Origin of the sequence: Pedobacter quisquiliarum, from assembly GCF_014642175.1 — a bacterium.
In the GTDB taxonomy this organism is placed as follows: Bacteria; Bacteroidota; Bacteroidia; order Sphingobacteriales; family Sphingobacteriaceae; genus Pedobacter; species Pedobacter quisquiliarum.
Map to the genome: position 1 here is coordinate 340,213 of NZ_BMIL01000004.1, position 14,377 is coordinate 354,589.

General features: G+C 37.1%; 12 protein-coding genes and 1 tRNA gene. 12 read left to right on the plus strand and 1 reads right to left on the minus strand.

Features of this window, described 5'->3' with window-relative positions; genetic code table 11:
* Positions 1-14: 14 nt before the first annotated feature.
* Positions 15-1,310 carry a 4Fe-4S dicluster domain-containing protein gene (locus IEW69_RS08155; protein WP_188626340.1) on the minus strand — a complete coding sequence of 432 codons (1,296 nt, stop codon included), beginning with the start codon at positions 1,308-1,310 and terminating at the stop codon, positions 15-17.
* A 253-nt stretch (positions 1,311-1,563) separates the two neighbouring features.
* On the opposite strand from IEW69_RS08155, the gene IEW69_RS08160 reads away from it, so the two are divergent.
* The 12 genes from IEW69_RS08160 (at position 1,564) to IEW69_RS08215 (ending at position 14,345) form a co-directional block, all read left to right on the plus strand.
* Positions 1,564-1,636, plus strand: a tRNA-Phe gene (locus IEW69_RS08160).
* A gap of 416 nt (positions 1,637-2,052) precedes the next feature.
* Complete coding sequence (locus tag IEW69_RS08165) at positions 2,053-2,847, plus strand: hypothetical protein (RefSeq protein WP_188626341.1); 795 nt, start codon at positions 2,053-2,055, stop codon at positions 2,845-2,847.
* A gap of 125 nt (positions 2,848-2,972) precedes the next feature.
* A complete protein-coding gene (locus tag IEW69_RS08170; protein ID WP_188626342.1) occupies positions 2,973-3,437 on the plus strand; it encodes a hypothetical protein in 465 nt (154 codons plus the stop codon).
* 1 nt (position 3,438) lies between these two features.
* Positions 3,439-5,262 (plus strand): hypothetical protein, encoded by a 1,824-nt coding sequence (locus tag IEW69_RS08175; protein WP_188626343.1) that lies wholly within the window; start codon positions 3,439-3,441, stop codon positions 5,260-5,262.
* Between the two features lie 48 nt (positions 5,263-5,310).
* Positions 5,311-6,006 (plus strand): hypothetical protein, encoded by a 696-nt coding sequence (locus IEW69_RS08180; RefSeq protein ID WP_188626344.1) that lies wholly within the window; start codon positions 5,311-5,313, stop codon positions 6,004-6,006.
* A gap of 318 nt (positions 6,007-6,324) precedes the next feature.
* Entirely contained in the window at positions 6,325-6,828 is a 504-nt protein-coding gene (locus tag IEW69_RS08185; protein WP_188626345.1) for a hypothetical protein, read from the plus strand.
* Positions 6,829-6,848: 20 nt separating this feature from the next.
* Positions 6,849-7,289 (plus strand): hypothetical protein, encoded by a 441-nt coding sequence (locus tag IEW69_RS08190; protein ID WP_188626346.1) that lies wholly within the window; start codon positions 6,849-6,851, stop codon positions 7,287-7,289.
* 729 nt (positions 7,290-8,018) lie between these two features.
* Positions 8,019-10,136, plus strand: a complete 2,118-nt coding sequence (locus IEW69_RS08195) for a hypothetical protein (RefSeq protein WP_188626347.1) — start codon at positions 8,019-8,021, stop codon at positions 10,134-10,136.
* 212 nt (positions 10,137-10,348) lie between these two features.
* Complete coding sequence (locus IEW69_RS08200; RefSeq protein ID WP_188626348.1) at positions 10,349-11,170, plus strand: HNH endonuclease; 822 nt, start codon at positions 10,349-10,351, stop codon at positions 11,168-11,170.
* Between the two features lie 249 nt (positions 11,171-11,419).
* On the plus strand, positions 11,420-11,878 hold the full coding sequence (locus IEW69_RS08205) for a JAB domain-containing protein (RefSeq protein WP_188626349.1): 459 nt from the start codon (positions 11,420-11,422) through the stop codon (positions 11,876-11,878).
* Between the two features lie 242 nt (positions 11,879-12,120).
* Positions 12,121-13,533: a tetratricopeptide repeat protein gene (locus IEW69_RS08210; protein WP_188626350.1), complete on the plus strand. Its 1,413-nt coding sequence runs from the start codon at positions 12,121-12,123 to the stop codon at positions 13,531-13,533.
* A 311-nt stretch (positions 13,534-13,844) separates the two neighbouring features.
* On the plus strand, positions 13,845-14,345 hold the full coding sequence (locus IEW69_RS08215) for a hypothetical protein (protein WP_188626351.1): 501 nt from the start codon (positions 13,845-13,847) through the stop codon (positions 14,343-14,345).
* Positions 14,346-14,377 lie beyond the last annotated feature (32 nt).

The window sequence follows — 14,377 nt, forward strand, 5'->3', positions numbered from 1 at the left end:
GGTTAGTAATTTTGTTAGTTTTTGTTCGCCCAGTTAAAGCGGTCGGCAGGAGAGTATTTCCATGGTGCCCCATTATTTTCAAGGTTACCCATCATGGTGTTCAAACTTCCAGGCGCCTGGGATTCTTCCATCACGATGTATCTTCTCATTTCAACGATAATACCCAGTGGGTCGATGTTAACAGGGCAGGCTTGGGTACAGGCATTACAACTGGTACAAGCCCAGATTTCTTCACGACTTACGTAATCATCCAGTAGGGATTTGCCATCATCGTAGTCAGCACCATGTTTGTCGATGTTTTTACCAACTTCGGTTAGCCTGTCGCGGGTATCCATCATGATCTTTCTTGGAGATAGTAGTTTGCCGGTGATGTTTGCAGGGCAGGCATCGGTGCATCTTCCGCACTCCGTGCAGGTATATGCATTCAGCAGGTTTGCCCAGTGCAAGTCTTTTACATCTTTAGCACCGAACCTGCTTGCTTCTGCTTCAGGCGGGGTGAAGGAAGGATCTAACATGGCTTTCACCTCATTGGTTACAGTCTGCATGTTGGTGAATTCGCCCTTTGGCTTCAGATAAGAGAAATAGGTATTCGGGAAAGCCAGCATGATGTGGAAGTGTTTCGAGTAGGGCAGGTAGTTCAGGAATGCGAAGATTCCGATGATGTGGAACCACCAGCAGCCACGTTCAATGGCGATAAGGCTGGATTCTGATTCCGGCAACATGCCTTGCAGGAACTGGCTGATGGGGAAGGCGCCACCAACGGTATAGTGACCTGCTCCCATGGCTTGCAGTTTTGCATCTGCGGCATTCATGATTAAGAACGCAGACATCAATAGGATTTCTGTGATGAGGATATAGTTGGCATCCGACTTTGGCCATTCGGTCATTTCGACGCCACGGAAGCGTTTTATTTTTAGCACATGTCTGCGGATGAGGAAGATCACGCAGGATGCGAGTACAGTAAAGGCAAGGATTTCGAAGGAACCGATCAGGAAGTTGTAGAAACCACCCAATCCGGAGAATACCCGGTGTGTACCGAAGATCCCGTCGATCATGATTTCCAGTACTTCGATGTTGATGATGATGAAACCAGCATAAACGAAAAAGTGCAGGATGGCGGGAATTGGACGGGCAACCATCTTGGTTTGTCCGAAAGCAACTTTAAGCATGACTTTGAGGCGTTCGCCTGGGCGGTCGAAACGATCTACGGGGCGGCCAAGGCGGATGTTGCGGATAACTTTCTTGAAGTTGAAGCTAAATAAGGCTATTGCAGCGATGACGAATGCAATAAAGAGGATTTGTAAGACCATTACGCTAGATTTCTATTTAGTTGTGCTAAGGTAAATAAATTGTGTGGAGAATATTCCTATGCATGCATAATAGTTTTTAAATTAATTCTGTTTGGGAAAAAAGATGTTTTCTGGGATTAAATTTTTCTTGCAGGAAATCAGGTATTTAGGGGTGTGTGTTGAAATAGTTTATAAAAAGATTTGGTGAGTAAAAAAAAGAAGCTACATTTGCAATCCCCAACCGAGGGAACGTTTAGTAAGATAGACGGTAAAAGGTGCGATAGCTCAGTCGGTAGAGCAAAGGACTGAAAATCCTTGTGTCGCTGGTTCGATCCCAGCTCGCACCACGAAAAAGCTTCAGAGAAATCTGGAGCTTTTTTGCGTTATACGGGTTTTTAGCGTTTTGAAGCACTATTTTTATAGTAATTGAGTTATACAACCAATTGGATAAACAATTTGTTATTTCCATAAAGATACTGAATCCTTCTTTTACTCAGTAATTCAAACTGCAATTTGGCGCATCTGTTGGCGCAGATACTGAAGCTTTGCCCCTCATAAAAAAAGAGGTTTTTACGGTCGAAGTTACTCCACCTCCAAACATACTTCAATCAGCTTTACTTCATAATTCAATATCCAGGAATTATACAGGGCCCTTAAATAGAGAGAATAATGCATTTTTTGGATATGCCTCAAAATAACCACATACACATTCCAACTATTCTGATCAGAAGAATATCTTTATCGGAGGATAAACTGATCCGCCTTGACTTTAAAAGAACTGAAACTCGACTTAAACTTCGATAGACTTAAAACATATTTCCCGAACATCACCGAAGAGCAGAAAGCAGCCATTAAGCAAAAAGGTGGTTATTGGTTCAATTTCGAATGGGAATATGAGGATAGTAGATATATTAGGATCTACAACCAACTCTTCACCATATTAGATGGGTACGACCTTCAAGAACATATAAACGAGTTGTACTTCATTTTAATCACTTTGGATGATGAGTTTATGGCAATAAAGGATTTGTTAGATCAGGATTATATAGATACTCAAACGTCCAAAGAAGTAGCGCAGTTCCTACTTGCTTTCAAATCAGCCAAGCCTAATCAGGCATTCAGTCTCGTTGCAAAATCTATAACAAGCACCGCATCCATTAAAGACGAAGGAATAGCTAAATGGATGTGTCAACTCATTTACGAAGCTATTGAAGCACAAAAATTTCCGTTTGATATTTTCGGAGAGAAGATACAGCTGCATCTTTTTGGTCAGGATTTCCATAATAAACCCCTTACACTTGAAAATCTAGAAACCGCATCAAAGCTGAATCTAAGAAAGCCAACATACAAGAAATACTTAGCTAAAATCTGCATCCACTTAAGGGCCTACTTAAATGAACACACAAACCTCACTACTCCAGATGGGGTACTCCTTGCTAACACACATGCTACTTTGTTCTTTGACATGTTTGAACTATTTGGATATGTGGATCGAATGAAAATAACATCTGAACCGAAGGATTATATACATGCTCTACTTAGAAATTATCTAAAATAAGACCCTCATAATCAAGGCAATAAAAGGTCTTCAAACCTACCATCTTATATTGCCCCGGACGCCTCTGCGCCTTTGCACATTTGTAACACATCAGGCAATAAAGCCTGATTCTAAACTAAAAATAGATGTTACAAAACAAAGATGTTTTAGCTCAATATGAAGCTAACCAAACACCAGGAAGAGGTCAGTTTGACCCACGCAAAGGGATTTACAAAATTATCTCAACCTATCAAGGGACCTGCTACGGTAAGCCCGCTCAGATGGCTACTGCAAATTGGAGGGATTCACTTAACGATAGTTACTCAGACGAGGTTTTCACAATCCAATTGGAGTCCTTCAAAGTTGGATGTGATCCTTTAGATACCACCAACATCATTGGTAGAGAAATAAATGTTTCGTCAACAACATGGTTTCCTGAGTTTCCTCTTTTTATCATTAAGTACGACGTCATTATTAGCACTTCTGAAAAGTTAAAAATAATGAATACCATGTTCGTAGAAAGTGGTTACAAGCTGAACGTGGCTGCCTTATTAGAAGAGCCTTCGGAAGATGACTTAAATGAGGACTTAAACGATTTAGGAGATTATTAAGATGGAAAGGATAAATCTCCCACTACTGGCAAATCAAAAATTAAGTGAAACGCCAATGTTTAAAGAAGGAACACCTTCTAATACTATTATCTTTAAGAAGCTGTGTGGCATAGGGGCCACACACGGTGAGGCTAAAATCTATAAACGCCATTCAATCATTATCGTACCGAATACTCCTGTGCTTAAGGGTAAACAGGAAGCTCGAGATGAAAATGGCCTTAGAAAGTATCCTAATATATTAACGGTTTATGAGGGCGTGACTAAAGAAGACATTTCCGCTTACCTCGCTGGGGATATAAAATACAAGAAGATTCTTTGTACACCTGAAGCTTATATGGCAAAAGTAAAACCTGCATTTGTTGAGCAGGACCATTTTGACCTATTTACGGACTTCTTCATGCTACTTGACGAATGTGATAAAATCATTACCGAATCTGATTACAGACGGGCATTGCTAAAGCCGATAGATGATTTCTTTCTTTTTAAGAACAAGGCGATGATCTCAGCAACTGCAATCGTACCTTCAGACAAAAGATTTCAAGAACAAGGCTTTAAAAGAATTTATATTAAACCCAAGTTCAGGTTTAAACAACAAGTAGTATTGGTTGAAACAAACAATATAGTTGCAGCCGTACAGGATGAAATTGAAAAGCATTCAACAGACTGCTTCTTCATCTTTGTAAACAGTGCAGATTTAATCCATGCGATTATTACTCTACTCCAGATAGAACAAGATAGCAAGGTGTTTTGCGCAGAGACCAGTAAAACGAAACTAAAAGACTCAGGATTAGATAACGTTTACACGAATTTGGGAGCATATGCAAAATACAATTTTTTGACGTCGAGGTTTTATAATGCGGTAGATATAGACTTAAGTGTGCAACCGGTTCTTCTATTTGCAACTGACGTCCTAAGAAACTCCTATACAATGCTAGATCCTTATTCTGACTCTGTTCAAATCGCAGGAAGATTTAGATGTGGTGTAAAAAGCATTCATCATATTTCGAATTTTAACAGCACTCTAACGTGGCACAAAGAAAAAGAGGCTTTGAGCTTTTTGAAGAATGGATTAAAGGTTTACAATGGCTGGATAGACCAGTACCAAGCTGCAACCGAGGAAGGTGAGAAAGCTATGTTATTACCAGCAATTAAGTCTTCATTTATCCATCCACTTATTAAGGATGGCAGTAATAGTTTAAACACCTATCTAGTAGACGGCTTTATATTAGATGAACAGGTCAAAAGCTACTATCATGATTCAAAAAGGTTTCATCATGCTTACAAACTTAGTAACTATTTTAGGCCAAGTTTGGAGTCAAAATTTTACACTGTTTGTGATCGTCAATTGATATCATTAAGTTTAAAAGCTACTAGTTCTGCTCTTATAAAGAATATATCCGAAATATTAGATGCCAACAACATCCCTCGGAATCCAGAAACTTTACAATTCAATCTTGGTAGATCTAATGACAGTATTAAAAAGTTGTACCCTGCTATCACTGACTATTATGAGACTTTAGGATTTTCTAAATTACAAGAGCTCGAATTCAACAAATCCAAAATTGACACGGAATGTAAAAGGAAGAAAAGTTTAGAGAGTCGGTTTAATCCTGCCTTGGTGATTGATATTCAAGCACTATATAAGGTAGGAGAAAAGCCTCTTGAATCACGAATCAAGCTAGACTTGAATATTTTTTACATCAAGCACAACTTAAAACGGTCAGCTAAAGTGAGCGACATAAAACTTTACTATGCGACATCGCGTTCATCAAATGCAAGCGGAGAGAAGATTATGAAAATTATCAAAATACTTCAAATACCCTGATATCCAAATTAAGGATGATATTCTCTTTTTAAAGGCTTCAAAATAATCTTGGATATTAAAAGCACCAGTAAATTGGTGCTTTTTTCATTTGTTGCCCCTCGTAAAAATAGAGGCAAGCTCAGAGGCATCGATAAAAAAATTTGTGTTTTTTTTACGCAAGGGTACTTAAGAAAACACCCCCCTCCTCTCATTCGAAGTGAAAAACTTTCCCTCATCCTTAAGAGGGCAGATTTCCAATCAAGTTTACTTAACCAAATCAAAAACATGAAAACTTTGAAACAGGAGAATTCCGCACAAACATTAAATCCGTCAGATGCTGACGAATTAGTCGAACGCACATATGAGCTTATCGTCGCTAAAGCTATTAACCTTCTAAAAGACCAATCAACAACAGAGTTCAAAAGCTATTGTACAATGGACCATTCCAAAAACGAACTTAACTCAAATTTGATTAAGGAGTTTCTTTGTTACTTTTGGAACATCACACTTTCCAAGGACATCAATAATGGAAGTTACTGCATCGACCTTGACTTTGGTAAAGAACCACTGATAAAATTCGGTAATTGCCTTGCAAATTCATTGGTTCAGGAAATCTTCCGTGTTCTTCACGCGAAAGAGCAGTCCGCACAACCCGAATTCCCACTATTTATAAACTTTGTACCCATTGAGCATCTAACTTATTGGTATAGGACTATAGCCCAGGGAGAAACTGAATACGTGTCAATCTTCACAAGTGAAGGCTAAGGAGGAACAAATATGGCCTTCAATCGTACGCATATAAACTAAACTTTTCTATTTTTGATGAAGTAAAAGTGAAAAGAGATGTAAATAGGCTTAAAAAATTATAAATATATAAGCGTTAACTAAAGTTCTTGTTTAAGAAACCTGAGAAATTTCAATGTACAACAAGGGCAGTTAGAGTGACGTCTTGCGCGATAAGCGTGGGGCGTAACCTATCTGTTGTACGGGCTTCTCAGGGCCTCTTAGGCGGATTAAGGTTACAGTCCTGCGCTTATTGTGTTTACTGACTTTACCAACAAGGGCTATTGGTATTCTAAATCAATGGCAAAATTCAACACAGCAGCATTATTCATTTCAATTCTCTTAGCAATCGGCTGTACCCAAGGCAAAAAGCCTGAAAATCAGGCTGAGCTCGCAAGAGCCACCAATCAGCAGTCCTCAATTAAAGAGCATGCGGAAGAACCTTTGAGAGAAAAGTTAGTGATTTATTCCGGTAACTGCATCCAATATAGAAGAGAACTAGTTGAAGGAAATAAAATTCAATACTCCGAAGTAAGTAGGGCATTCAGTAAAATTGTCATTAATCCAAAAACCAGAAAGTTCACGTTTTTCTATAACGACCAAATGGTGTTTACCAATGATGATTATATGAGCTATATCGACGATATGCAAGGAGGTGAGGGATTTACATTCATTGCAGGACTTTCAGCTTTCAATCAAATTCCTGAAAAAACATTTAGAATATTTGACGATGCCGGAACTTACGGTTCCAATGAACCTTTCATTGGATATGAATACATCCTTACTAACTACACAATCAATTAATATTAATTCAGACAATTAAAATGGCTAAAAAAATGCGCTTATTTTCCGTCCTTTTCTTTATACTCTCATGTAGCAGCCTGATTAAAGCACAGGAAGCACTAAAATTTAAGCTTTATGATAAAGAAATTACATTTGATGAAAGTTACTTAGACAAGAGATTTGCTCCACATGTAAATAACAACAAAGTTCTATCGAAATATGGGGAGACATCATATAAAGAATATACATTCTTTAAAAACCAAATCAAGAAAGGCAATGCCGCTGGGCAGTACCTTGTTGTGGACAATCTTAGGCGTTTTCACTTATACCCGTTTGAGAATAACTACTATTTCACGTTAAAATCTGATACCTATAAACTGTACATAAAATGGGTAGATGATAAACCGGATTTTAAAAGAAAAATGGAAATAAGAAATGAGCTGTTAGGGTGGATTATTGACATTATTCTAGAATATCAATAACCTCAGATCTTAAAGAGAAAGCCCAAATTATCAATCCTAAAAACTCCCCTCTCTCTTTTTGGTGCTTACAAGGAGAAAGGGGAGTTTTAGTCTTTATCCCTGCCAGCAGGAAGTGTGTGCTCTTTATAAGAGGGCAATGCTTCCAATTCGTTCTATCATCAGACCTGTGGGTGTTGAACAAAGCAAGTCGCCGGAAATAAGGTATTCCGCATTCGTAAGCGGTGCATTAAGAATGCCAGATGTGTTCATTTCAGCTAGGCTTGTTCAGCCTGGCCTCAATCACAAAGTTACATCTGTCATACATGAATGCTTTCCGCAAACTTCATTGCTCCATGATAGCTTGTCTCTCCTTCAAAATTTCATTTACTGCGTTCAATCCTTTTAAATGAGTCAGCTATCTGATTTTATGTGCTCACCTGCGGTCGCTGGAGGCCACGAAACTGTCATGCCCTTTGAACGGTCCATCACACTGTCCAAAGTCAAAGGCCACGCCAGTCTCTTGTGTGGACATTCTTTGCAGTCACGCTACGCATTCCCTCTGCAAAGACCTACAGCTCCATTCGCAAGCGGTGAGCTTTAAAAGACAGATATGATATGAACAGCTAAAAGCATTTTAATATATTAGGTAAATAAAATGCATTATTGCAAATCCATGTTTAACACCGTCAAAACTAAAGGGGATAAGCGATAATTTCTATATTAGCTACATAAAACTAATGACCTCAAACAATGGCGGATTATACCTGGAAAAAGAAGGATTTGCATGGCTTTCAAGAAGCTGTGCAATCACTTAAACTTTATCGACGAGCTGAGTTGATGAATATAGAAGACGGCAAGCTTTTGATTGATTCACTATATGTAGACCCCCAACCTCAGGAACAAGTTTTTGAAACTTTGAAGCGGGCACATACGACTTTTTTAATTGGGAGAAAAGGAACCGGCAAATCCACCTTGTTCCAAAGGCTTCAAAGTGAATTACGTCGTTCGAAGCACCAAACTTCTGCTTACATAGACATAAAGACAGTCTATGAGTCCTCTCAGGCAGATTCCGAACTATTATCCCGATTACATAACTCGGGGTTGAGTTTATCAAAAGAGTCAATGGAGAAATTGCTTCTTTACAAACAATTTTTACAGGCTGTTATTGAAGAAGTGAAAATCGAGTTAAAAGAAAGAATCAAAAGTTCCATTTGGGTCAGAACAAAAGAATTTGTTTCTGGAGACATCGAGAATGCATTAACAATGCTTGACGACATTTATATAGCTTCAACAAATGAGCAATTTATCAGTGTGCTGGGGATTAAAAAGGTAGACATCGATAAAAAACGACAAACCAATCAAGAAGAAACAAATAAACGAGGGTTTGGTGCTGAACTATCGAATGCGCCTAAGATAAACCTTGGTTACGAAAAAACAAATCAAAAATCAGATAGTCTGGAAACGCAAACGGAATTCTCTGATATACTAATAAGATCGTTCGATTTAATTGGGTTCATTAGTAAGCTTAAAAATGTCCTTGTTGCTCTCAAAATTAGGCATATACATATTTTAATTGATGACTTTTCAGAGTTGCCGGAAGATACAATGAAGATTGTAGTCGATGTGTTACTCGCACCTTTAAACAATTGGTCAAACGAATTTATTAAATTTAAAGTTGCAGCATATCCAGGAAGGATTTACTATGGCCAAATAGATAAGACTAAAATTGACGAATTGTACTTAGATCTTTATAAGCTTTATGGATCGGGCGACGTAAGCAGAATGGAAGATAGTGCTATTGATTTCACAAAAAGACTGGTAGAAAATAGACTTCGACACTTTTGCAATAGGCCGGCATCTGATTTTTTTGAAGAAGATTCTGAAGTTTGGAGAAGCTTATTCTTTGCAACGATGGCTAACCCACGCACATTAGGTTACATTCTGCATTTCACTCAGGACTCCCACCTAATAAGAGGAAAAAAAATTGGTATTGTTGCTATACAAGAAGCATCTGAACGGTTTTATACTGAAAAAATTGAACCATATTTTTCTATTGGTAAGTTTTTGCATGATTCGTTCAACGAAAGATCCTCAATATACAGTTTAAAAGAACTTCTTGAGGCAATTGTTACAAAGGCGCGAGATTTAAGAGGGCATGAATCTAAGGTTATGAGCAAAATTGGAGGAAGACCTCCAACAAGCCACTTTCATATACCTGTTGAACTTGAAAATGTATTTTCAACTCTTGAATTAAATTTCTTTTTGACTAAGTATTTTGAGATGAGTGACCGGTCTGGTAAAAAGGTTGTTGTGCTAGCACTTAATCATGGGCTATGTTCAAAGTATCAAATCACATTCGGGAGACCTAAAGGCGAAAGAGAGTTTAGGCTATATTTTGTAGAACGCTTTTTTGATTACTCTAGAATTATCGAATTTTATTTAGAAAAAAATCAAGAAATAATTTGCAATTCGTGTAAACAGCGTTATAGCTACGAGCAACTTGACGCTTTGAGGTTTTATGGTATGCTATGTAAAGAATGCAAAGAGGGCACAGTTGAGGTTACTAACTTGTCTAAAAAATATGCTAATGAACTGTCAAATGTGAAAACAGAATTACTTCTTCCACCAACAGAACTTGCAATTTTACAATCGTTACACTTTGGAAAGGCACCGTTAAGACCTGGCCATATTGCTGGAGAATTGGATTGCTCTTACCAGCTCATTGGAAAAAGAGGTGTGCTTCTCTCAGACATGGGATTGATTAAACGTTACAAGGATGATCAGAATAGTAGACTTTTTGAAATCGATCCTACAGCAGAGGAAAGATATTTTAATGATGAGGGTACAGACGAGCTAAATTTGGATTAATACTCAATATGGTTCCAGCTGAAGTTATTAAGGGTAATATAAGTACCATCAATAATGCGCAATGAATTATCATTAGATACTCCAATTTGAATAAAGGATAATGTTAGTTTTTGGAAACATATGTAGAAGAATTTGTAACTAATATTGCCTTTCGTAAATAGTCATGTTAATTATCTAATTTTCTTTTTATAGACATATTTTCTTTTGAGAATATGTCTATCATTTTTTTTTCTGTCATTTCAATAGCTTTTTGTTTGGCGATCTTCGTAAACCCAAGTAGTAAGGCAATCATAAATACGGACAAATTACTAATTAACGAATTGACTGTCAACAATGAAAAGCTATCAGAAATAAGAGACGTTCATCATCTGAAGCAGTCTGATACACTTTCGGTAGAAGAAGAAAGCTGGATATTTCATGAAATTAAAAACCTCGATCGTCGACAAAGTTTGAGTGATTTGTTAATAGCTAAAGAAATCGAAGATATCTTTTATGGAGATTTACTGAACTGTTTTGAATGGAGAATTGTTCGATTAAAGGTTTTACTTAGACATCAATTTCAATGTCAAAGATGCAATAATTACAGCGAGAGCAACCATATACATCACACCTATTACGTCCAAGATCATTTACCTTGGGATATTGCTGAAAACTCATTGCAAACACTTTGCCCCTCTTGCCATAGAATGGTTCACGAAACGACAAAAATTCCTATAAAAGCGAAAGCACCAGATGGAAGCCTATATGAATCCACGTCAGTCAGTCTGGTGTGTTATAGATGTGGTGGACATGGATATTTGCCTCAATTTTCACATGTCCAAGCAGGAATCTGTTTTAAATGCTATGGACATAAGACAAGAAATCAAACTTTTAAGTCCATATTAAATACTCACCTTGAACAATTAAGTTTTTATAATGATGTTCAACGCAGATTAGAATACAAAAATTTCCTCATTGGACTAAAGCCTGAAATGCTTAAATGCTTGAAAATAGTTAAGAAACCGGAGGGTGACGATGATGATCTACCATTTTAAGACGTCATTCTGTAAAAGATAGGGATTTCACCTCATACGACTAAAATCGGGTTCTAACAATCATTTTAAGGTAAATTTAAAAGTATGTAAATATCAATGACTGTACAAATTTAAGCTTGTCCATTCGACACGCCTAAAGAAGTTCCGGCATAAACCCACCAAAATCCACACATAGTCCATTTATTCCGTTGCCTCTTTGCTTAGTCTTTTGCAAAGCTTGATCCAGTACCATAATTAATATAAAACGTTATGGTACAATACAAATCTTTCGAAGTGGCTGAAGTAAACCTTACTTACTCGCCTAGTTACAAAATTGCTGATAGACCTAAAATCAGCACCTCCAAAGAAGCCTATGATTTAGTTCTAGCTCAGTGGGACTTGAATAAAATTAACCTCTTAGAAGAGTTCAAAGTGCTACTCTTAAATAGAGGAAATCGAGTGCTAGGATTTATAAACATCTCGCAAGGTGGAATAACCGGAACTGTCGCTGATCCTAAATTGATCTTTGTTGCAGCACTAAAAGCAGCAGCAAGCTACATCATACTAGCACACAATCATCCAAGCGAAAACTTGAAGGCGAGTGCTGAGGATCTCCGATTAACAAAGAAGCTTGTTGAAGCCGGTAAGTTGCTAGATATTTTGGTAATGGATCACTTAATTATCACTAAAGAAGGTTACTCAAGCTTCTGCGATGAAGGGTTGATATAGCCATTGACTTTAAAGCTTGGCTCTAATCTAAGCTTTAAACACTGCAAACCCTCTATTGTTGAATAGTATTTTGGATAATTGGTATGTTAAATATTTATTTAAATAAGCTGACAACAGCTCAGGATTAACAAACAAGAAAACTTTGTCAAAGTATCTAAGACCTTTAGGTTAATCATACTTGCTTAATTTGTAACTTTAAGCTACTATAAGCTAATCGAAACACAATCAACTTAGGGCGCCTCATGTCACGAAAAATATTCTTACTCCTCTTATTACTTTTTTATAATTATGGAATTAGCATCGCGCAAATTTTACCTGCAAAGACAAGTAGTGATTTACCACCGAAAGAAGCACAAGTTGCAAAATTAGCGGTTCAAGAAAAAGAAATCGAAATTTTGAGGTCAGATTTGAAGAATTTAGAGGTCCGGCTAAATGAAAAGGTTGAATCGATCGAAGATGATCTTAAAGATAGATTAAATTTATATCTTTTCTTTATAGGTGTACTCCTGACAATAATTGGGTGGGCAGTCAATTTCTTCGGTAAACGCGCAGTCCAAGAACGTGTCGAAGAACTAATTAAAGATACATCAGAAATATTCGCGAAGAAAGAAATTGAGCGTCTACTTAAAGAAGCGATGGAGAGCGGTTATATATCTAAGATAGTCAGAGAAAAAGGTGATGTTGAGGTCCAAAAACTTCTAACTGAATTGGAATCAAAAGGAAAGAACTTGATTGAGGAAATAAGGGATAAGAGTGACAAAATTATTAATTCGATGTTAGCTGCACCACCATCTATTATTAAGCCCCTACCGCCCAACATAGAAGTGCCAGAAGTAGAAACTATTACTGTTGAAGAGTTGTTTAATATGGCTTTTAGCTCCAAAAAAGCGAATGTTAAGATAAACATTTATCAGCAGGTTTTGGAGAGACAACCAAATAATATAAATGCATTAAATAATTTAGCAGTTGCATACAATGATGTCTACCGATATGATGATGCCCTTATTTATCTAAATAGAGCTCTGGAACTTCGTCCAGAGTCTTTTTTAGCTCTTTCAAATCGAGCAAATTCATACAGCCAATTAGGAAAGTTAGATCTTGCATTAGCTGATTCTGAAAAAGCAATCGAACTAAATCCCACTTATGAGTGGCCATACTCAATCAAGGGAAATGTACTTACCAAGAAGAAAGCCTTTATGGAAGCTGAAAGAGCTCTAACAAAGGCGATTGAATTGAACCCAATGTCTGCTATTGCCTACTATAATAGAGCTTATTTTATGGAAGAAACTAAAAGGTACGCTGAATCGCAAGCAGATTACAATGAGGCCTTACGTTTGGGTTTCAGCAATGTGCCAATGTTATATAACAATATGGCGGTGCTTCTAAGAAGAATGCGGAATTTTGATGGTGCAATTGAATACATCAATAAAGCCAAAGCAATAGATGCCAATTATCCAAATTTAGATGGAACGTTAGCTTTGATATATGCAGATAGAGGTGAAACTGAGGATTTCTATCGTCACCTACAAATTGCCTTGGAAAACGGGTGTCACGTTTGGAAATATTTAGACGATTACGGCTTTGATAGTTACCGAGAACAAGAAAAACTTAAGTTGTTAATAGAGCCATACAAGTCAAGTTTTGCAGTAACCTGATTAGATGATAATGTCTCGAGAAGATTAAAAGTGTCTTTTCCTTGTAGCTAATGAAAGACAACACTAATCATCAACGATAGAAGTTAACTTTTGCTTTCTCTAAACAAGGTGTTAGCAACAACAAGTCACTTCTTACCTTTAACAAACTCAAACTATCATCTTGGAACTTTCATTATAACCTATCTTACCAGTAAACTATGACAACTTTTATTATCATTACTTCTTTGGTACTAGTTTTTATAACGTGCCTATGTCTTTATCTATTTTATCACCATATGAACCAGCGAAGTGATCGAACTTCCAATAACGACTTGGATTGGAAGATATATTGTCTCTTACTTGCGGCTGTTATGCTAATCTTGTTAAGTTTACTTGCTCCTTTCTTGCTTACAAGAAGCGCTGCCAGTGATGGTTTTGACTTCTCTAAAACAGGGCCAATTGGAGATACTATTAGCGGACTTATGAATCCATTTATAGCCATGTCTGGAGTGATTGTAACTGGCTTAGCATTTTATATTCAGTACAAAGCTAATAAACAACAAAGAGAGTTTTTTGAAAAAGAGCAGAAATCTAATAAGATCTTGCTACAAGATCAAATCTATAACCAAAATAGGCAAAATCAAATACAACAGTTCGAGTCGCAATTTTATGAAATGTTGAAACTTCATCGAGAAAATATTACGGAAATGAAAATTAATGGATATGACTTTGAAGAAGTTGATAATGGTCTAAAAAGACGAGAAAAAGATACCGAGGGTAGAAAACTGTTCGTAGTTATGGAGGGTGTTTCACAAACTGTGTCAATAGTGTAACTTTAAACTATCGACATGAATATGGCAACACA

Bases quoted from the DNA above. Each gene is read 5' to 3' on its own strand.
- IEW69_RS08200 (WP_188626348.1), top strand. From the start codon at position 10,349: ATGTCTATCATTTTTTTTTCTGTCATTTCAATAGCTTTTTGTTTGGCG.
- IEW69_RS08170 (WP_188626342.1), top strand. From the start codon at position 2,973: ATGTTACAAAACAAAGATGTTTTAGCTCAATATGAAGCTAACCAAACA.
- IEW69_RS08155 (WP_188626340.1), bottom strand. From the start codon at position 1,310: ATGGTCTTACAAATCCTCTTTATTGCATTCGTCATCGCTGCAATAGCC.
- IEW69_RS08190 (WP_188626346.1), top strand. From the start codon at position 6,849: ATGGCTAAAAAAATGCGCTTATTTTCCGTCCTTTTCTTTATACTCTCA.
- IEW69_RS08195 (WP_188626347.1), top strand. From the start codon at position 8,019: ATGGCGGATTATACCTGGAAAAAGAAGGATTTGCATGGCTTTCAAGAA.
- IEW69_RS08185 (WP_188626345.1), top strand. From the start codon at position 6,325: ATGGCAAAATTCAACACAGCAGCATTATTCATTTCAATTCTCTTAGCA.
- IEW69_RS08210 (WP_188626350.1), top strand. From the start codon at position 12,121: ATGTCACGAAAAATATTCTTACTCCTCTTATTACTTTTTTATAATTAT.
- IEW69_RS08205 (WP_188626349.1), top strand. From the start codon at position 11,420: ATGGTACAATACAAATCTTTCGAAGTGGCTGAAGTAAACCTTACTTAC.
- IEW69_RS08175 (WP_188626343.1), top strand. From the start codon at position 3,439: ATGGAAAGGATAAATCTCCCACTACTGGCAAATCAAAAATTAAGTGAA.